Source organism: Franconibacter pulveris (genome assembly GCF_056780215.1).
In genome coordinates this window covers 4458495-4477445 of the sequence record NZ_CM165555.1, presented here as the reverse complement: position 1 = coordinate 4477445, position 18951 = coordinate 4458495, and the positions used below count along the sequence as shown (strand labels likewise).

Annotated in this window: 19 protein-coding genes and 1 riboswitch; of the genes, 7 read left to right on the top strand and 12 right to left on the bottom strand. The window is 58.5% G+C overall.

Going from position 1 to position 18951, the window contains the following annotated elements:
- Nucleotides 1-2: 2 nt before the first annotated feature.
- From ACU4F7_RS21125 to ACU4F7_RS21110, 4 genes are read right to left on the bottom strand one after another with little or no spacing between them, the layout of a single operon-like run.
- On the bottom strand, nucleotides 3-713 hold the full coding sequence (locus tag ACU4F7_RS21125; RefSeq protein ID WP_029589865.1) for an urea amidolyase associated protein UAAP1: 711 nt from the start codon (nucleotides 711-713) through the stop codon (nucleotides 3-5).
- A gap of 14 nt (nucleotides 714-727) precedes the next feature.
- Nucleotides 728-1543, bottom strand: coding sequence for an ABC transporter ATP-binding protein (locus ACU4F7_RS21120; RefSeq protein WP_024557817.1), 816 nt, complete (start codon nucleotides 1541-1543; stop codon nucleotides 728-730).
- Between the two features lie 10 nt (nucleotides 1544-1553).
- On the bottom strand, nucleotides 1554-2366 hold the full coding sequence (locus ACU4F7_RS21115; RefSeq protein WP_029589863.1) for an ABC transporter permease: 813 nt from the start codon (nucleotides 2364-2366) through the stop codon (nucleotides 1554-1556).
- 15 nt (nucleotides 2367-2381) lie between these two features.
- Entirely contained in the window at nucleotides 2382-3437 is a 1056-nt protein-coding gene (locus tag ACU4F7_RS21110; protein ID WP_481637708.1) for a putative urea ABC transporter substrate-binding protein, read from the bottom strand.
- A 59-nt stretch (nucleotides 3438-3496) separates the two neighbouring features.
- Nucleotides 3497-3591, bottom strand: a riboswitch (guanidine-I (ykkC/yxkD leader).
- A 515-nt stretch (nucleotides 3592-4106) separates the two neighbouring features.
- On the opposite strand from ACU4F7_RS21110, the gene ACU4F7_RS21105 reads away from it, so the two are divergent.
- Nucleotides 4107-4226 (top strand): Hok/Gef family protein, encoded by a 120-nt coding sequence (locus ACU4F7_RS21105; RefSeq protein ID WP_229701864.1) that lies wholly within the window; start codon nucleotides 4107-4109, stop codon nucleotides 4224-4226.
- A gap of 255 nt (nucleotides 4227-4481) precedes the next feature.
- Nucleotides 4482-5192: a DUF3053 domain-containing protein gene (locus ACU4F7_RS21100; RefSeq protein ID WP_024557821.1), complete on the top strand. Its 711-nt coding sequence runs from the start codon at nucleotides 4482-4484 to the stop codon at nucleotides 5190-5192.
- Between the two features lie 29 nt (nucleotides 5193-5221).
- On the opposite strand, the gene ghrB is transcribed toward ACU4F7_RS21100, so the two are convergent.
- The 5 genes from ghrB to ACU4F7_RS21075 all read right to left on the bottom strand — a co-directional run bounded on the left by ghrB (nucleotide 5222) and on the right by ACU4F7_RS21075 (nucleotide 10671).
- The gene (ghrB, locus tag ACU4F7_RS21095; protein ID WP_029590693.1) at nucleotides 5222-6196 is read right to left on the bottom strand and encodes a glyoxylate/hydroxypyruvate reductase GhrB; all 975 of its coding nucleotides are present in this window, start codon (nucleotides 6194-6196) and stop codon (nucleotides 5222-5224) included.
- Between the two features lie 67 nt (nucleotides 6197-6263).
- A complete protein-coding gene (locus ACU4F7_RS21090; RefSeq protein ID WP_029590692.1) occupies nucleotides 6264-7544 on the bottom strand; it encodes an MFS transporter in 1281 nt (426 codons plus the stop codon).
- Between the two features lie 301 nt (nucleotides 7545-7845).
- Entirely contained in the window at nucleotides 7846-8784 is a 939-nt protein-coding gene (locus ACU4F7_RS21085; protein WP_029590691.1) for a sugar kinase, read from the bottom strand.
- Nucleotides 8785-8789: 5 nt separating this feature from the next.
- Nucleotides 8790-9539, bottom strand: coding sequence for a sugar phosphate isomerase/epimerase family protein (locus ACU4F7_RS21080; RefSeq protein ID WP_029590690.1), 750 nt, complete (start codon nucleotides 9537-9539; stop codon nucleotides 8790-8792).
- A 112-nt stretch (nucleotides 9540-9651) separates the two neighbouring features.
- Nucleotides 9652-10671, bottom strand: coding sequence for a LacI family DNA-binding transcriptional regulator (locus ACU4F7_RS21075; RefSeq protein ID WP_029590688.1), 1020 nt, complete (start codon nucleotides 10669-10671; stop codon nucleotides 9652-9654).
- Between the two features lie 218 nt (nucleotides 10672-10889).
- On the opposite strand from ACU4F7_RS21075, the gene zinT reads away from it, so the two are divergent.
- Complete coding sequence (gene zinT, locus ACU4F7_RS21070) at nucleotides 10890-11528, top strand: metal-binding protein ZinT (protein ID WP_481637707.1); 639 nt, start codon at nucleotides 10890-10892, stop codon at nucleotides 11526-11528.
- 66 nt (nucleotides 11529-11594) lie between these two features.
- Here zinT and ACU4F7_RS21065 read toward each other — a convergent pair whose 3' ends face one another.
- Complete coding sequence (locus ACU4F7_RS21065) at nucleotides 11595-12257, bottom strand: OmpA family lipoprotein (protein ID WP_029590684.1); 663 nt, start codon at nucleotides 12255-12257, stop codon at nucleotides 11595-11597.
- A 179-nt stretch (nucleotides 12258-12436) separates the two neighbouring features.
- Here ACU4F7_RS21065 and ACU4F7_RS21060 point away from each other — a divergent pair, with 179 nt between their 5' ends.
- A complete protein-coding gene (locus tag ACU4F7_RS21060; protein WP_481637706.1) occupies nucleotides 12437-14770 on the top strand; it encodes a molybdopterin guanine dinucleotide-containing S/N-oxide reductase in 2334 nt (777 codons plus the stop codon).
- Here the strand turns inward: ACU4F7_RS21060 and ACU4F7_RS21055 are convergent.
- On the bottom strand, nucleotides 14733-15179 hold the full coding sequence (locus ACU4F7_RS21055; protein ID WP_481637705.1) for an N-acetyltransferase: 447 nt from the start codon (nucleotides 15177-15179) through the stop codon (nucleotides 14733-14735). The genes ACU4F7_RS21060 and ACU4F7_RS21055 overlap by 38 nt on opposite strands.
- Complete coding sequence (locus ACU4F7_RS21050; RefSeq protein ID WP_024557831.1) at nucleotides 15176-15739, bottom strand: DNA-3-methyladenine glycosylase I; 564 nt, start codon at nucleotides 15737-15739, stop codon at nucleotides 15176-15178. The genes ACU4F7_RS21055 and ACU4F7_RS21050 overlap by 4 nt, the downstream gene beginning before the upstream one ends.
- Nucleotides 15740-15892: 153 nt before the next feature.
- Here ACU4F7_RS21050 and ACU4F7_RS21045 point away from each other — a divergent pair, with 153 nt between their 5' ends.
- The 3 genes from ACU4F7_RS21045 (at nucleotide 15893) to ACU4F7_RS21035 (ending at nucleotide 18849) form a co-directional block, all read left to right on the top strand.
- Nucleotides 15893-16603, top strand: coding sequence for an autotransporter domain-containing protein (locus tag ACU4F7_RS21045; RefSeq protein ID WP_481637704.1), 711 nt, complete (start codon nucleotides 15893-15895; stop codon nucleotides 16601-16603).
- Nucleotides 16604-17099: 496 nt separating this feature from the next.
- Nucleotides 17100-18302: an L-lactate MFS transporter gene (locus tag ACU4F7_RS21040; protein WP_481637703.1), complete on the top strand. Its 1203-nt coding sequence runs from the start codon at nucleotides 17100-17102 to the stop codon at nucleotides 18300-18302.
- A gap of 118 nt (nucleotides 18303-18420) precedes the next feature.
- Nucleotides 18421-18849, top strand: a complete 429-nt coding sequence (locus ACU4F7_RS21035; RefSeq protein WP_029590674.1) for an organic hydroperoxide resistance protein — start codon at nucleotides 18421-18423, stop codon at nucleotides 18847-18849.
- Nucleotides 18850-18951: the final 102 nt, after the last annotated feature.

The following is an 18951-nucleotide window of genomic DNA, read 5'->3' as shown; positions in this document are numbered from 1 at the left end:
CGTCACACTCCTTCGCTCAGGTAGTAGAGGTGGTTATTGCGCAGGCCGCGCTGGTTCTCGGCGCGCGCGAGGCAGATTTCCGGCAGCGGCTCACGCTTACCGTCGAGGGTTATCGCCAGCGGCGCGGTGGGGTAGCGGCTGGCTTCGCTTAACGGATGAGGGCAGGTATGAAGCACCACCAGCGTATCCATCGCAAAGCGCAGCGTAACGCTCGCGCCGGGCTTGCCCTGCTCAATCAGCCGCAGCTCGCCTTCATCGCTGGCGGCCACTTTGGCGAAAAAGTTAATGTTTGCTGCGATATCGCGCTTACCCAGGCCATATTTCGCCAGTTCAGTCAGGAAACTGTCATAGCCGTTCTGATGGCGTGCGTTACGCGCCTGCTGGTAGTTGAGCGCGCCAAACTGTTGTTCTGTCAGCGACGCATTGCTGGTGCCGCAGACGGTGTCGTGCCAGCCGAACGTGTCTTTTTCGATGCCGCAAAAAATGCGGCCCATGTCCGAGTAGAGGCAGTGGCCTTCCGTCAGCCGGAAAGTGTGCTGGCACTTCAGCGTATCCGGCGCGTTATAGCGCTCAAGCAGGTTTTCCGGGTTATAGAAGAGGACGGCGGCGTTCGCGCCGCCCTCTGCGTCGGTGAGCGTCAGCGCCGTGCCCCGGCGCATCACCAGCGACCAGTGGCTGCCAGCGGGCAGGCGGGTTTCATAAACGGTTTCCATTGCGTCTCCTTGAGTTAGCCTTCGCTGATTAAGGCCAGCGGGCGTTGCGTGGGGTCTGAACCGGGAAAGGGGCGCACCACGCCGTTAATCGGCCTGACTTTGCCGGCGGGCGGGCGATCCAACGGAATGTCATAGGTGATGCAGGCGCCGTACGCGTCAGGGGCCTGCGGGTCGTGGCGTACTTTATCGAACACCCACAGCCGTGAGCCGAGCGAAAAGCCCTCTTTCAGGTCGTGGGTTATCATGAAAATCGTCAGGCGGTGGCGCTGCCAGAGATCGCTTATCAACTGGTGCATTTCACCGCGAATGCCGGGGTCGAGCGCGCCGAAAGGTTCATCCAGCAGCAGGATGCGCGGCTGTTTTACCAGCGCCTGCGCCAGCGCCAGACGCTGCTGCATGCCGCCGGAGAGCTGGTGCGGGTATTTATCCTGCGCCGCCAATAGCCCAACCTGGTCGAGCATAGCGCGGGCGCGTTCGCGAATGGCGTGGCGCTTGCGTCCCCACACCCGACCGAACCAGCGCGCTTCGCTAAACTCATCCGCCAGCATCACGTTGCCAAGCACGGTCAGGTGCGGAAAGACGGAGTAGCGCTGGAAGACGATGCCGCGCTGGGCGTCCGGCTCCTGGGCGAGCGGTTCGCCGTCGAGCAGCAGTTGCCCTTTGCTTTGCGCTTCGGTGCCGAGCAGCATCTTCAGAAAGGTGGTTTTGCCGCAGCCGGACGCGCCGACGATAGAGACAAACTCGCCCTCTTCCACCTGTACGTTCAGCCGCTCCAGCACCACCTGATTGCCGTAATGCTTTTCAAGGTTTTTCAGTTCCAGCAGTGGCATAACGGCCTCCTTATTTGGCGTAGTACCAGGGGAAACAGCGGCGGCTGAGCGTGCGCAGCAGCCAGTCGAGCAAGAAGGCGAGCAGCGTTATCCAGGCGACATACGGCAGAATGACGTCCATCGCCATGTAGCGGCGCATCAGGAAGATGCGATAGCCCAGCCCTTCGGTGGCGGCGATGGCTTCGGCGGCGATAAGAAACAGCCAGGCGGCGCCGAGCGACAGGCGCAGCGCGTCCAGCAGGCGCGGCAGCAGCTGCGGCAAAATCACCCGCACCAGGATTTGGCCGCTGTGGCCGCCGAGCGTTTGCGCTTTCACCAGCTGTTCATGCGGAATGGCCATCACCTGCATCTGCAGGTCGCGAATAAGAAAGGGGGTGATGCCGATAATAATCAGCATCACTTTCGACAACTCGCCAAGCCCGAAGCAGATAAACAGAATCGGCAGGATAGCCAGCGGCGGAACCAGCGCTACCAGGGTTACCAGCGGCGAGAGCACGGCGCGTACCGAGGGCAGCGCGCCGCAAAAGAGGCCCAACAGCAGCGCGGTGACCGCGCTCAGCAGCGCGCCTGTGAGCAGACGCAGCAGGCTTGCGGCGGTATCGGTCCATAACAGGTATTCGCCAGTGCGCGGGCTTGGCGTAAACGCCATGCGGTCAACGGCGGCGCGCATCGCGTCCAGGCCCGGCAGCAGCTTATCGGCGCTGTTGGCCGCCAGACGCGCGTCGGAGGCAATCAGATAAAACAGCGCCAGCGCCAGCAGCGGCAGGGCCCCCAGCAGCACGCGGCTCATCGGCTGCGGTTGGAAGTTAATCACTTTGCGCATCGCCCACCTCCGTTATCAGAGTTTGTTTTCTGCGGCGAGCCGGACAAACTCGTCGCTGAAGCGTAATTTCAGGTTGCCCGCGTCGCCCCAGCTGCCAGCGGGCGTCGCGATGCCCACCACATCGGCGGAAGGCGCGGCGTCGCCCAGCAGGCCGTGGGCGAAGGAGAACTCCGCCACCTTCTGCATGGTGGTTTTAAGCTGCGGACTGACGGTGAAGTCGAGCGCCGCTTGCGGCGTGGCGAAAAGGTGCGTGGCGGCGAGCTGGGCGTCAAAACCCGCCAGATCGGTGCCTGCCGCCTCACCCATTTGCTTGCGGGCGGCTTTTGCTGCCTCACTGTCGCCCTGCATGGTTTTCAGCGTTTCAAACCAGGCGCCGGTCAGCGCTTTGCCAAGCTCCGGGTGCTGTTTCAGCATGGCGGTGTTGACCACCAGCAGGTCGAGGATTTCGCCGGGGATTTGCGCTGAAGTGAAGAGCGTTTTGGCTCCCGCCTGCTTTTGCGCCTGCGCCAGCAGCGGGTTCCAGGTCACGATAGATTTCACATCCGGGGTGCCGAAAGCAGCCACCAGGTCGGCGTCCGCCGTGTTCACCACTTTCACATCCCTTTCGCTAAGCCCGGCTGTTTCCAGCGCGCGAGCCAGCAGGTAGTGGGAAACGGAAAGCTCGACGAGATTGATGTCCTGCCCTTTGAGCGCGGCGACGGACGGGACGGTTTTCGACACGATGCCGTCGTTGCCGTTGGAGTAGTCGCCGATAATCAGCGCAGTGCTGTCGACGCCGCCTGCGGCAGGCAGGGTCAGGGCATCCATGTTGGTCATGGTGCAGCCGTCGAAACCGCCAGCGGTGTACTGGTTAACCGACTCGATATAGTCGTTTACCTGCACGAACTGGATGTCGATGTTGTATTTGTCGGCCCACTTTTTGATGATGCCGCTCTGTTGAGCGTAATCCCAGGGCATCCAGCCTGCGTAAATAGACCAGCAAAGTTTGAAGGCGGGTTTTGCCGCATCGGCACCCACGCTAAAGAGCGCAAGGGCGATAAGCAGTATTCCTTTCCGGCAGGCGTTGAGCATGGCGTTTCCTCTGAGGTTAACGGGGAACAAAGCAGGAGGAGGCGCACCTTCGTCGCTTATCCTCCCGGGCTTTTGTCCCGCCGTGTAACCGCCAGAGGGCGGTCGGCCACTCTCGGACCAGCGTCTTGCGACCGGAACCCTAGTGACCCATTGAATTTGTCTGGCGACGACGGCGAAACGCCCGTCACCCCTGCGGGTTTGATAAAGCAAGCCGCGTGCCAGGTAAGGGATGCGCTTTGCATTCAGCGTCTTAAAAGAACGCGTAACAGAAGCGGCCTGCGCGTTTGTGCAACAACGGGGCAGTCGCACTCAGGGCTGCACTTCAATGGGGCAAGAAGGGCGGGGCGCGGTAATACAACGCGGATAGTTTCAGATTAAGGCTGCGGAAAAAGACGCGCTGCATCTTCTGAAAGTTGGCCGGGACTGGCTGGGCAAGGAACGCAGAGGCGTATAGTGGCGCTGGCGCTTGAGGCTTTTTGCCTCATGCGATCGGCATAAAAGCGGATGTGCGGTGAGGCAGAAAGAAGAAAGCCCCGAAGGTCAATTTTCATTAACCAACGAGGCCTACTCCGACGCCTAGACACCGTCAGCGTAGCCTCTTACCCGCCGCAAGGCAAGGAGAAGAAAGCGATGAAGCTGCCGCAAAACCCCCGGGTCTGGTACTTATTAATCGTCTGCAGCACGCTGTTAATAACGCTGTTCCTGACGAGAAATTCATTCTGTGAAATTCGCTATAAGGACGGGCCTCTGGAGGTTGTTGCGCTTATGGCCTACGAATCCGGTAAGTAAGCAACCTGAAGGCGGGGGAGCATTCCCGCCTTTCAGGCCTGAGGTGGACGGGCGTACCGCGAGCGCCTTTATAAGGGCTGTCAGCGCAGGCTGACAGCCCCTTTTTTCTCACGGACGTGATGTTAATAAAAGGCGCGCAAGCCTGCATTGCGAAGCAATAAAGGGTATCCTGCGAGGCGCGCGTGGACTATTCTTGTCAGCGTTGAAAGCACGCTGGTGGCAGGGTGCGTAATTCGTGGTGAAAGGAGTAAAAAAATGGCGACAGGTAAGTCCTGCTCTCGCTGGTTTGCGCCGCTGGCGGCGTTACTGATGGTGGTTAGCCTGAGCGGGTGCTTTGATAAAGAGGGCGATCAACGCAAAGCGTTTATCGATTTTCTGCAAAACACGGTGATGCGTAGCGGCGAACAGCTGCCGACGTTGACGGCGGACCAGAAAAAGCAGTTCGGCCCGTTCGTTTCTGATTACGCCGTGCTTTACGGCTATTCCCAGCAGGTGAATCAGGCGATGGACGCCGGCATTCGCCCGGTGGTGGACAGCGTTAACAGCATCCGCGTGCCGCAGGATTACATGACCCAGCGTGAAGCGCTGCGCCAGGCTAACGGCTCGCTCGGCGTGCTAAGCCAGCAGTTGCAAAACGCTAAAATGCAGGCGGATAACTCGCGCTCGACGCTGAAGCTCGCAGACGATCTGAAGCCGGTCTTTGATAAAGCCTATGAGAAAGTGGTGACCGGCCCGGCGAACGCGCTGCAGCCGCTGATCCCGGCCGCTCAGGTGTTCACGCAACAGCTGGTGCAGGTTGGCGATTTCATTGCTCAGCAGGGCACGCAGGTGAGCTTTGTGTCAAACGGCATTCAGTTCCCTACCTCTCAGCAGGCAAGCCAGTACAACTCGCTGATTGGCCCGCTCGCTTCCCAGCATCAGGCCTTTATGCAAGCTTACAGCGCCGCGACTAACGCGATGCAGTAATAAAAAACGGCTCTTACGAGCCGTTTTTTTTATTTCACCGCCTGTGGGTTTACGCAGTTCTTTTCTACGTTGCCGTTTAGCGCGTCAATCAGGTTATCCACCGCGCAGGCCGACATGTTGTAACGCGTTTCGTGGGTTGCTGAACCGATGTGCGGCAGCGCCACGACGTTTGGCATTGAAAGCAGCGGCGAATCCGCTGGCAGCGGCTCCTGCTCAAACACATCCAGACCCGCCGCATGGATTTTGCCTGCTTTTAGCGCGTCAATCAGCGCCGGTTCATCCACCACCGGGCCGCGTCCGGCATTGATAAGAATGGCGGAAGGCTTCATCAGCGCGATTTTTTCGGCGTTAATAAGATGATGCGTTTCCTCTGTTAACGGCAGCACGATGCAGACGAAGTCCGATTCGCGCAGCAGCGTATCCAGGTCGCAAGGACGTGCGTTGAAACGCTCTTCCGCCTCCTGGTGCTGGCGGCGGGCGTTATACAGGATGGGCATGCCGAAACCGAAGTGCGCGCGCTGCGCCAGCGCAAGGCCGATACGGCCCATGCCGACAATGCCCAGCGTTTTATGGTGTACGTCAATGCCGAACCAGTCCGGACCGATGCTCTTCGTCCATTCCCCTTTTTTCACGCGCTCCGCGACTTCCAGCGCGCGGCGTGCGGTGGTCAGCACCAGCGTCATCAGGGTATCCGCCACCGTTTCGGTCAGCACGGTTGGCGTATGCATCAGCGCGATGCGACGGGCGTTCAGCGCGTCAACGTCAAAGTTGTCATACCCCACGGAAACGGTGGAGGTAGCGCGAAGCTTAGGCATTTTCGCCAGCAGCGCTTCATCGACCTTTTCGCTCGAGCCCAGTAGCCCTTCGGCATTGGCAAACGCCTCGGCGTGCTGTTCTACCGTTTCCGGGCTTAAGTTTTTAACCTGAGTAACGGTGAAGCGGCTTTCCAGGCGGGCGAGCAGGTCGTCGGGGAGGGATTTATAGAGAATGACGGACGGCTTCATGCAAATCTCCTGCGTTTAGCGAAGTTTCAAGCGTAGACGAAAGGGCGGCATCATGCCGCCCTGCGCGTTATGCGTGGCGAGCGCCGGCTGGCATCCGCTGGCTCACCGTGGGTTTAACGATAAGCGTGAGCCATACGGAGGCAAAAAGCGCCACACCCATAAAAATGTAGGAGGCGGCCGGGCTGCCCGTGGCGCCGTTGAGATAACCCACCACCCAGGAGCCGACAAACGACCCGAGCGCCCCCATGCTGTTGATTAACGCCATCGCGCCGCCCGCGACGTTTTTCGGCAGCATCTCCGGGATAATCGCGAAGAACGGGCCATACGGGGCATACATCGCCGCACCGGCGATCACCAGCAGCGTATAGGACGCCCAGAAGTGGTTCGCGCCCAGCGCCCATGAGCCGATAAACGCCAGCCCGCCAATCAGCAGCAGCGGCCAGACAAACAGCTTGCGGTTCTGCATCTTATCAGACGCCCAGGAGACCACGATCATGGCGATGGTCGCCGCCAGATAAGGCACGGACGAAAGCCAGCCCACTTCCACCATGCCCATGTTTTCGCTGCCGCTGCGGATAATGGAAGGCAGCCACAGCACGAAGCCGTAAACGCCGATGCTCCAGGCGAAGTATTGCGCGCACAGCAGAACAACGTTGCGTGAGCGGAACGCTTCACTGTAGTTGCGCACCGCTTTAATGCCCTGCTGTTCCTGGTCGAGCTGCGCCTGCAGCGCCGCTTTTTCATCTTCCGCCAGCCATTTCACCTGGGTCGGTTTATCTTTCACCAGCACCCACCAGCAAAAAGCCCAGATCACCGCCGGCACCCCTTCGATGATGAACATTTCACGCCAGCCGAAAGACTGGATCAGGTAGCCGGAGACCACCGACATCCACAATACCGTGACCGGGTTGCCGAGGATAAGGAAGGTATTCGCACGCGAACGCTCCGATTTGGTAAACCAGTTGCTGATGTAAATCAGCATGGCGGGCATCACCGCCGCCTCCACCACGCCGAGGATAAAGCGGATGGCCGCGAGCATCGGGATATTGCTCACCACGCCGGTGAGCGAGGCGCAGGCGCCCCATAAAATCAGGCAGATAAAGATAAGCTTGCGCACGCTGCGGCGTTCGGCGTAGACCGCGCCGGGGATCTGGAAAAAGAAATATCCCAGGAAGAAGAGCGCGCCCAGCAGGGAAGAAACCCCTTTGGTAATGCCCAGGTCTTCGTTGATGCCCGCCGCGGAGGCGAAGCTGAAGTTAGCGCGGTCGAGGTAGGCCAGGCTGTACGTGATAAACACGATAGGCATGATGTACAGCCAGCGTTTTGATGCATTAGTCGGGCTTTTCATAAGCTTCCCTCTATGGTTGAGGTTAGGGCAACGCGTCGATGTAGGGGGCGACGGATGCTGTTAATACTGACTCGCTTTCAGGTGGGTGAGGCCTGCTCCCCTCACCCCGGCCCTCCCCCCAAAGGGGCGAGGGAGAAAACCACTTACTTTTTGCGTTCTGCTCTTTTTCTCTCGCCGGAACGGCGGAGGGAAAATCGCTTACTTTTGCGTTCTGCTCTTTCCCGGCGCAGGGGAGGGCGAGCTTACCTATGACCTGCCCGCTTTTACCCCCCTCTCTTGCAGGGAGAGTGGGGTAAAGGTGTTACTCGCCCAGTTGCTCACGGGTGGGCAATCCTTCGCTGTCGCCGGGCACCTGAATCGCCAGCGAGCCGATTTTATTGCCGCGGCAGACCGCCTGATGCAGGGTTTTGCCTTCCAGCAGGGCGCTGATTACGCCTACCGCAAAGCCGTCGCCTGCGCCGACGGTATCCACCACGTTATCCACCTTCACTGCTGCCACGGCGCCTTGCTCACCGCTGGCGGTTTTGAACCACGCGCCATCGGCGCCCGTTTTCAGCACCACCGCGTTTACGCCGCGCTCGAGATAAAAATCGGCGATGCCTTCCGGCGTGGTTTTCCCGGTCAGAATGACGCCTTCCTTCAGCCCTGGCAGCACCCAGTCCGCCTGGAAGGCGAGCTGGTTAAGTTTCTCTACCATCTCCGCTTCGCTTTTCCACAGCACCGGGCGCAGGTTCGGGTCGAAGGAGATAGTTTTGCCTTCGGCTTTCATCATGCGCACCGTGTGGTTAAGCAGCTCCAGCGAAGAAGCCGAGAGCGCCGCCGCCACGCCGCTGACATGCAGGTGGCGGGCGCTGTAAAACAGCGGCGCGTTAAAATCTTCTACGGAAAGGTGGCTGGCGGCGGAACCTTTACGGAAATACTCCACAGTGGGATCGGTTCCATCTTCAACCTTCGATTTCAACTGGAAACCGGTCGGATAGCGGTCGTCAATGGTGACGCCCTGGGCGCTAATCCCTTCTTTCGCCAACTGTTGCAGCACAAAGCGGCCAAAGGAGTCGTTGCCGACCCGGCTTACCCAGCTCACCTGCAGGCCGAGCCGGGCAAGGCCTGTCGCCACGTTCAGTTCCGCCCCGGCGACCCGCTTCATAAAGCGTTCAACGTCGGCCAGGTCGCCGGTTTCGGTGGCGACGAACATTGCCATCGCTTCGCCAATGGTGATGACATCCAGCGTGTTCGGCATGGCCTTTACTCCTCGCGTAACAGGTTGACGTAATGACGGGTGACGGCGGTGAGATCGCGCCCTTCCAGCGGGAACTCAATGCCGCGCGGCGCGTCGGCAGGCAGCTGATTCAGCAGCGCGCGCCAGCGCGGCTCTGCGTCATCCAGCGCAATGGCGCGGTAGTGATAGTGGTGCGGCACGGCGGCCTTCACGTGAATGTAGCTGACGGAAGGCGCCAGAAAGCGCGCGGCGTCTTCCGGCGAGTCGCCCACCCACAGCCAGTTCGCCATATCAAAAGTCAGTTTTACCGGCAGATTGAGCACCTTGCTGGCGGCCTGAAAGCGCTGCATCGGTTTAAGCTGGCCGCAGTCGGTCTGGTCGTTTTCCACCACCAGCGCCACGTTGGAGAGGGCGAGCAGGGAAAAGAGCGGCTCCGCCTGGCGGTTATGACGAAAGTGGCCAAGCGAAACCTTCAGCCAGCGGGCGTTCAGCTCGTGCGCTTCCGTCAGCAGATTGGGAAGCTGAGGGTTAAGTTTGCCGTCGGTATCGAAAAGCGGCTCTGGCGCGGAGTAGCAGGCGAACAGCCCTTTCTCTTCAATGGTGCGAGCAAGGGCGGGGAGGTTGTCGCGCTCTTCAGGGCTTAACAGTTCGCGGCGAATTTCCACGCCGTCGGCCCCGGCTTCGGCGATAATCGGCAGGACTGCCTGCTGCCCGCCGAGGGATTTAACCCGGTCGTTACCGTAAGCTGCGGTAACAACGATAATTTCTCTCTCCATCGATTTCTCCGGAGTGGTTACATCTGCATAACATAGTTATTACGCTAGATGGAACCGGTTCCAAAGAGAAGGCCAGGATGTTGAATTTATGATCGCCATCACGAACAGTCGATCAGCGCGCCGTGGAGCCCCGGACAATCAGCTCGCCGGAAAAAACCTGCTCCCGCACCGTTTCTTCATGCCCTTCAATACGTTTTACCACCTGCTCAAGCGCGGCGTAGCCAATCTGCCAGGTGGGCTGTTTTAAGGTCGTGATGCCAACGCCTGCGAGCTCCGCCCATTCCAGTTCGTCGAAGCCAAGCAGGCCGATGTCCGCGCCCCAGTGCAGGCCGATGCGCTTAAGCGAGCGGGCTACCTGCAGCGTCAGCGCGCCGTTGGCTGAGATAACCGCTTTGCGCATGCCGCGATACTGCTGGTGAAACTGACGCAGGATATTGTCCAGCCGCTCCGTCTCATGCAGCGGCGTTTCTTCATTCTGCGCCACAATGCCGGGATAACGCGCGGCAGTGTGGCGAAACGCTTTCAGCCGCTCCTGACGGGTGTTTACCGTACCGAGCGGCTCGCTGAGAAACAGCAGCGCTTCAAACCCCTGCTCGATTAAATGCTCCGTGGCGGTAGTGGCCGCCTGGTTGTTATCAAGCCCGACGACATCGCAGGCGAAGTCGGGGATCTTACGGTCAATCAGCACCATCGGCAGCGCCGACTGCTGCAGGCGGCTCAACCCCTCTTCACGCATTCCCACGGCGTTCACCACAATGCCTTCCACCTGGTAGCTGCGCAGCAGGTCCAGGTAATGCAGCTCCTGATCAAGCTCGTTATTGGTGTTGCAGACCAGCGGCGTAAAGCCTTTTTCCCGGCACGCGGCTTCGATGCCGCTCAGCACGTTAACGGAATAGGGATTGGTGATGTCCGCGATGATAAGACCAATAAGCCGCGTGCGCCCACGCTTGAGGCCGCGCGCCATCTGGCTGGGGCGGTAATCCAGGTCGGCTATGGCGCGCTCAATGCGCTCAAGCAAGGCTTCGGAAAGCAGGTGTTTTTCGCCGTTGAGGTAGCGCGAAACGCTGGTTTTGCCGGTATTCGCCGCTTTCGCCACGTCGCTGATGGTGGCGCGAGACGCTTTTATGGTCATGGAGCTTCCTTCTGAGTGCTGTAACGCCTGCCGGTCAGGTGGCTGTTTTTATTATTAGATTATTTAGGGGGCAGGCGTAAAGCGGACCGTTGCCGGGCGCGGCGCGTCATTCATCGCTTGCCGGTTGGTTATCGCGCTTGAGCGGCTTTGCAGAACCGTTAATTATTATGTTATAACGTATCAATTAATAACTATGCTTGCACAGGAGAGTGAGAGTAATGAATAAGTTAGCCTTGTTACTGGGAATAGGGCTTGTACTGCCTGGCGCTCAGGCGTTTGCCCATGCGCATCATCATGGCGCGCCGCTGACAGAAGCGGAGCAGAAAGCCAGCGAAGGTATTTTTGATGATAAAGCGGTTAAAGATCGCCCGCTAAGCGACTGGGACGGTGTGTGGCAATCGCTTAACCCTTATTTATTAAACGGCGATCTCGACCCGGTTTTAGTAAAGAAGGCGAAAGCGGCCAATAAAAGCGTGGAGGAGTATCGGGCTTATTATAAAAAAGGTTACGCCACGGATGTGGAGACAATCGGCATTGAAAACAATGTGATGGAATTCCACACCGGTAAAGCCGTAAACGCCTGCCAGTACAGCTATAACGGTTTTAAAATTCTGACTTATGCTTCCGGTAAAAAGGGCGTGCGCTATCTTTTTGAATGTAAAGACGCCGCGTCAAAGGCGCCGAAATATGTCCAGTTCAGCGACCACACCATCGCCCCGCGCAAATCACAGCATTTCCATATTTTTATGAGTAATACTTCTCACGAGGCGTTATTAAAAGAGATGGATAACTGGCCGACTTATTATCCCTACCAGTTAAGCAAAGCGCAGATTGTGGATGAGATGCTGCACCATTAACTTTTCTCAGCGAGTAAACCGGCTAAATACGCCTCACCGGAAAAGCGCGGTGAGGCGTGCTGCCTGTTACTGCAACGGGCTTAAGGTAATTTCTACGCGACGGTTCTGCGCTTTACCCTCTTCAGTGCTGTTGCTGGCGATAGGGTTCGCCGGGCCCATGCCGCTGGTGCGGATGCGGTTGGCCGCCACGCCCTGCGTAATGAGCGCGCTGGCCACGCTGTCTGCGCGCTGTTGCGACAGACGCATGTTGAGATCCTGGCCGCCAGTGCTGTCGGTGTAGCCCACCACGTTAACCGCGGTTTTCGGATACTCTTTGAGCACCATCGCCACACCGGTCAGGGTGTTGGCGCCCGCTGGTTTCAGGTTCGCCTGATTGCTGTCGAAGGTCACATTGTTAGGCATGTTGAGGATAATGTTGTCGCCGCTGCGGGTGACGCTTACGCCGGTGCCCTGCATTTTGTCGCGCAGCTTAGCTTCCTGCACATCCATGTAATACCCCACGCCGCCGCCAAGCGCCGCGCCCGCCGCCGCGCCAATCAGCGCGCCTTTGCCGCGATCTTTCTTCGAAGAGGAGAGCGCGCCGACGCCTGCGCCTACCAGCGTGCCGAGGCCGGCGCCGATACCCGATTTCCCTGCTTCACGTTCGCCGGTGTAGGGGTTAGTTGTACAGCCGGAAACGGCCAGTGCGCCGCTGACCAGAGCGGCAATCATCATTACGCGTTTTTTCATCGCATATCCTTATTCAATTTATTTCTTGGCCGCATACAACGGCGGTGATTGATTATGCCGGGTGTTTATGTTGAAAATTTCAGGAACTCTTCCGATTTTGTAAGCAATAGTGAGTCGAGTGGCGATAAAGTAAACACAATCACGCCACGTTATCTGCAAATGCCAGTCAGGAGCCCGTTTTGGCGAACTCATCCTCTTTAAAACAAATTGTCACGGCCGCCCACTGGGGACCGATGGTGGTGGAAACCGACGGTGAGACCGTCTTCTCCTCCACGGGCGCGCTTGAAACCCGCCACCCCAATTCCCTGCAAACGGCGGTGCCCGATCAGGTACACAGCAAAACCCGCGTGCGCTACCCGATGGCGCGCAAAGGCTTTCTCGCCTCGCCAGACAAACCGCAGGGCGTGCGCGGGCAGGATGAATTCGTTCGCATAAGCTGGGACGAGGCGCTCGCGCTTATCCATCAGCAGCATCAGCGCATTCGCACCAGTTACGGTCCGTCGGCGATTTTCGCAGGCTCCTACGGCTGGCGTTCTAACGGCGTGCTGCACAAGGCGGCGACGCTGCTGCAGCGCTATATGAGCCTTGCGGGCGGCTATACGGGCCATCTGGGCGACTATTCCACGGGCGCGGCGCAGGTGATAATGCCTTACGTGGTGGGCGGCAACGAGGTCTATCAACAGCAGACCAGCTGGCCGCTGGTGCTTGAGCACAGCGAAGTGGTCGTGCTGTGGAGCGCCAATCCGCTCAACACGCTGAAAATCGCCTGGAACGCCTCGGACGAGCAGGGCATCGGCTATTTCGAACAGCTGAAGAAGAGCGGCAAACGCATTTTCTGCATCGACCCGATGCGCTCGGAAACGGTGGAGTTTCTTGGCGACAGCGTGACGTGGATTGCCCCGCATATGGGCACCGACGTGGCGCTGATGCTCGGCATCGCCCACACGCTAGTGGAGAATGGCTGGCAGGATCGGGCGTTTCTGGAACGCTGTACCCATGGTTACGAGATTTTCGCCAATTACCTGACCGGCAAAAGCGACGGAACGGCGAAAACGGCGGAGTGGGCCGCGGAAATTTGCGGCGTTGAAGCCGCCGTCATTCGCGAGCTGGCGCAGCTTTTCCATGAAAACCGCACCATGCTGATGGCGGGCTGGGGCATGCAGCGCCAGCAGTACGGCGAGCAGAAACACTGGATGCTGGTGACGCTTGCCGCCATGCTCGGGCAAATCGGCCTGCCGGGCGGCGGTTTTGGCCTCTCTTACCACTTCGCCAACGGCGGCAACCCGACGCGCCGCGCCGCGGTGCTCGCCTCTATGCAAGGCTCGCTGGCGGGCGGCGTGGACGCGGTGGACAAAATTCCGGTGGCGCGAATCGTCGAAGCGCTGGAAAACCCGGGCGGCGCTTACCATCACAACGGCGAACAGCGCGCGTTTCCCGATATCCGCTTCATCTGGTGGGCGGGCGGCAGCAACTTTACCCATCATCAGGATACCAACCGGCTGATTAACGCCTGGCAGAAGCCGGAGCTGGTGGTGATTTCCGAATGCTTCTGGACGGGCGCGGCGAAGCACGCCGATATCGTGCTGCCTATTACCACCTCGTTTGAGCGCAACGACATGACCATGACCGGCGACTACAGCAACCAGCATCTGGTGCCGATGAAGCAGGTTGTGCCGCCGCAGTATGAAGCGCGTAATGATTTCGACGTTTTTGCAGCGCTCAGCGAACGGTGGGAAGAGGGCGGGCACGCACGGTTTACCGAAGGCAAAACCGAGCTGGAATGGCTGGAGACGTTTTATAACATCGCCCGCGAGCGCGGCGCGCAGCAGCAGGTGATGCTGCCGCCCTTCAACGATTTCTGGCAGGCGAACAACATTATCGAAATGCCGGAGAGCCCGCAAAACGCTGAATTCATCCGCTTCGCCGCGTTTCGCGACGACCCGGCGGCAAACCCGCTTAAGACGCCAAGCGGCAAAATCGAGATCTATTCTGAGCGCATCGCCCGCTACGGCTATGCCGACTGCCCGCCGCACCCAACCTGGCTTGCGCCGGACGAATGGCAGGGCAACGCGCGGGAAGGGCAACTGCAGTTGCTTTCCGCGCACCCTGCGCACCGCCTGCACAGCCAGCTTAACTACGCGAAACTGCGCGATCGCTACGCGGTGGCCGGGCGCGAGCCGCTGACGCTGCATCCGCAGGACGCCAACGCGCGCGGCATTGAAGATGGCGACCTGGTGCGCGTGTGGAACGAACGCGGCCAGGTGCTGGCGGGCGCGGTAGTCACCGACGGCATTAAGCCAGGCGTGATTTGCCTGCATCAGGGCGCATGGCCGGATCTCGATAAAACGGCGGACGGCATTTGCAAAAATGGCGCGGTTAACGTGCTGACGCTGGATATTCCTTCGTCACGCCTTGCCAACGGCTGCGCTGGCAACACGACCCTTGTGTGGATGGAAAAATACCGGGGACCTGCGCTTAACGTAACGGCGTTTGATCCGCCCACCAGCGCATAATCCACGTCGGGTGGTGAGTCTCTTCCTGCCAGGCGCTCGCTTCAATGCGAAAGCCCTGCGCGTGATAGAACGTCACCGCCCGCTCGTTTTGCTGGTAAACCTCAAGACTCAGGTTGTCGTAGCGCTGCTTAACATGGCTGAGCAGCGCGGCGCCGATACCCCTGCCAAGCTTTTGTGGCGCCACGAACAGCGCGCCGATAAACCGTTCGTCCAGCACGCTGATAAACCCCTCCGGCTCGCCGTTACGCTCCGCAATCCAGGTTTGCGCCCGCGGCAGCCAGGCGTCGCGCACCATCGGCAGGCTTTCCAGCCAATACTCTGCCGGGATAAAAGGATGCCCCATCGTCGTGCTGGCAAGCCACAGGGGCAGCAGCGTCGGAATATCGCGCTGGTTTCCCTCGCGGATCATCGCTGATAGTCCGGGTGGCAAAAGCAGCCGGTGAGGTGATCGTTCACCAGCCCGCACGCCTGCATGAAGGCATAACAGGTGGTGGCGCCGACAAATTTAAAGCCGCGCTTTTTTAACGCTTTTGAGAGCGCTTCAGAGGTGGCGGTGCTGGCGGGCACGTCAGCAAGGGTGGCGTAGTGGTTAATCTGCGGCTCGTTATTCACAAACGACCAGACGAATTTTGAAAATTTTTCTCCCTCGGCTTCCATCGCCATATACGCCTTCGCGTTATTGATGATGGCCTCAATCTTGCCGCGGTGACGAATGATGCCCGGCTCCAGTAAAAGTTTCTCCACCTCTTCTGGCTGTATCAACGCCACGGCTGAAGGATCAAAATCGTGAAAGCATCGACGGTAATGAACTCTTTTTTTCAGTACGGTTATCCACGAAAGGCCCGCCTGCTGTCCCTCCAGGCAAAGCATTTCAAAGAGTTTTTTACCGCTGGTTTGGGGTATGCCCCATTCTTTATCGTGATAATCAAGATAAAGGGGATCCTGGGTGACCCAACCGCAACGTTGCATAAATACGTCCTCTGTTTCTGGTGAAGTAAAGTCTTGCTTAACCCTGCTTGACGTAGCGGATAAAGAGACAATAGTTAACTCAGGGTTATACGCAAATCCGTTTATAAAGCGAACAACAATACGCCGGAACCGGCTCTCTCCTGGAGTCGCCTGATGATTATAACTTTACGCAGTGGGCGCCATGTTATTCAGCGCATGGCGTGGTTGTCGTGGTGTCTGGCTTTTTCACACACAGCGCAGGCCTGGCAACAAGAGTATATCGCTGAAGAGAGTTACACGCCTGGCTCGCAGCGTTATACCTGGGATAATGACAAGCGGCCCAGCTACAACGATATTCTTGCTGAACGTATTGAGTCTTCGCAGCGTCAGGGCGACGCTGCGGGGCTCGCTATACTCTCGTACCAGGAGAGCGCGGCGGAACCGGCGACGCTGGGCGTAGGCTGGAATATCACCCTGCCAGCGCACATCTCCACCGGTCCGGTGGCAAGCTGGCGCTGGGACGGCAGCAACCCGGCCAGCTACAACGACTATGGCGATAGCGCTATTGCGGCGGGCAGCAGCGATAAGCTCTGGCACGCCAGCGTCAGCACCTTCGGCTGGCGCGTCGACTCGCGGCTCGGCTACCTGCGGCCCTGGGCGCAAATCAGCTATAACCAGCAATACGGCGACAATATGTGGAAAGCGCAGTCCGGCATGCACATGACCGCTTCCAGCAACCAGGACGGCAGCTGGATGGACGTGACGGTGGGCGCGGATATGCCCATTAACCGGCATATGGCGGCCTACGCCTCGCTTTCCCAGGCCGATGGCATGGCGGAAGGCGAGGTTTACTTATATAGCCTCGGCGTTAATGCGCGTTTTTAAACGCTTAACGCGCGTCGATTTCATCCAGCGCCTTCGGGCGATAAGCAGTACATGTCGGGCATTCTTGTCCGCCCTATCACCTGTAAGTGAATATTGCTGAGGAAATCAGCGTTCTCTTCGCAGAGAGCCGTCAGCATGCCCTGCGGTCGTCGGGGCGTCACCATTCGCATAAAAGCGTGGAAAATGCCGCGCAATCTTTTTTCCGTGTTACGAATAGCGCACGAAATGGCATCAACCTGACTTCATTTTTGTTACCTGCGTTACAACATCATTTTACCTTTTGTTTACTGGAGTGACGCGGCTTGTAATAAGAGTGTGTACTCACATACGAGTTTTCTTACCAGGCGCGATGCAAGATTCAAGGCCGTTCATTCCTCCTGACAGGCATTTCATTCCACCCTGACTGCATTTCATGCCGTTTTCGATCCGCCATGAAATGCGCTTCGCTATTGTTTGAGGCAGTTAACTTCCTTAATTTTTCTGCGGGATTTCTGCCATGAACACATCACTTAACCACCGCACCCGCTGGCTAACGCTGGTCGGCACCATTGTGACCCAGTTCGCGCTGGGTTCCGTTTATACCTGGAGCCTGTTTAACAGCTCCCTGTCGCAGAAGCTGGATGCGCCCATCAGCCAGGTGGCGTTCTCCTTCGGCCTGCTGAGCCTGGGGCTTGCGCTCTCTTCCTCCGTCGCCGGGAAACTGCAGGAGCGTTTCGGCGTGAAGCGGGTCACGATGGCCTCTGGCGTGCTGCTGGGGCTTGGTCTGTTTCTGACCGCGCACTCAAATAACCTGATGATGCTCTGGCTGAGCGCGGGCGTGCTGGTGGGGCTTGCGGACGGCGCTGGTTATCTGCTGACGCTCTCTAATTGCGTGAAATGGTTCCCGGAGCGCAAAGGGCTTATCTCTGCGTTTTCCATTGGCTCTTACGGTCTGGGCAGCCTCGGTTTTAAATTTATCGACAGCCATCTGCTGGCGACCGTCGGCCTTGAGCACACCTTTATCATCTGGGGGGCGCTGGTGATGGTGATGATTGTGGCGGGCGCCACGCTGATGGTTGATGCGCCGAAACAGACGGTGGTTAACGCAAGCGGCGTGAGCGAGAGGGATTTCACGCTGGCGGAATCGATGCGCAAACCGCAGTACTGGATGCTGGCGGTCATGTTTCTTACCGCCTGCATGAGCGGCCTGTATGTGATTGGCGTGGCGAAAGATATCGCCCAGGGAATGGTGCGTCTGGACGCGGCGACCGCCGCAAACGCCGTGACGGTGATTTCCATCGCTAACCTTTCGGGCCGCCTGGTGCTCGGCATCCTCTCCGACAAAATCTCCCGTATCCGCGTGATTACGCTCGGCCAGGTTATCTCGCTGGTAGGGATGGCGGCGCTGCTTTTCGCTCCGCTCAATGAAATGACGTTCTTTGCCGCTATCGCCTGCGTGGCCTTTAACTTCGGCGGCACGATTACCGTTTACCCGTCGCTGGTAAGCGAATTCTTTGGCCTGAATAACCTCGCCAAAAACTACGGCGTAATTTATCTCGGCTTCGGTATCGGCAGCATTGTAGGCTCGGTGATCGCCTCGCTGTTCGGCGGCTTCTATGTCACCTTCTGCGTGATTTTCGCTCTGCTGATTGTTTCGCTGGCGCTCTCCACCACTATCCGCCAGCCGCAGCGTGAAGCGCTGAAACACGCCCACGCATAACCTTGTCCTGACCCATGCCGCCGCGCCTGCGTGGCGGCTTTTTTATTTGTCACGGCTAACAAGACCCCGGCGCATTGCGTCTATCCTTTGATAACACTCACAACAGAAGGAGAAAGCCATGTCCTTAGAAAAAGTGGTCTACCGCGCCAAAGCGAAAGCGACCGGTGGCCGTGACGGTCGTGCAACCTCTGATGATGGCGTACTTGACGTGAAGCTTGGCGTGCCGAAAGAGATGGGCGGTATGGGCGGCCAGGTGACTAACCCCGAGCAGCTTTTTGCGGCAGGGTACTCCGCCTGCTTCCTGGGCGCGCTGAAGCATGTCGCCGCGCAGGAGAAGAAAACCGTGCCGCAGGATGCCTTTATCGAAGGTCAGGTAGGCATCGGCCCCTTGCCGACCGGTTTTGGCATTGAAGCGCAGCTGGATATTCATCTGCCGGGTATGGAGCGGAGCGAAGCGGAAGCGCTGGTGCAAAAGGCGCATATCGTCTGCCCGTATTCCAACGCCACTCGCGGCAATATTGATGTGAAGCTCAACGTCATCACCTGACTTGCTTACTTCTTGACCGTTTGTGACAGCCTGTTTCCGGCCCGGGTATTTTGTAAATATCCGGGTCTGCCCGTGTAATTTTTCTAACTTTTTCCCGCCGCT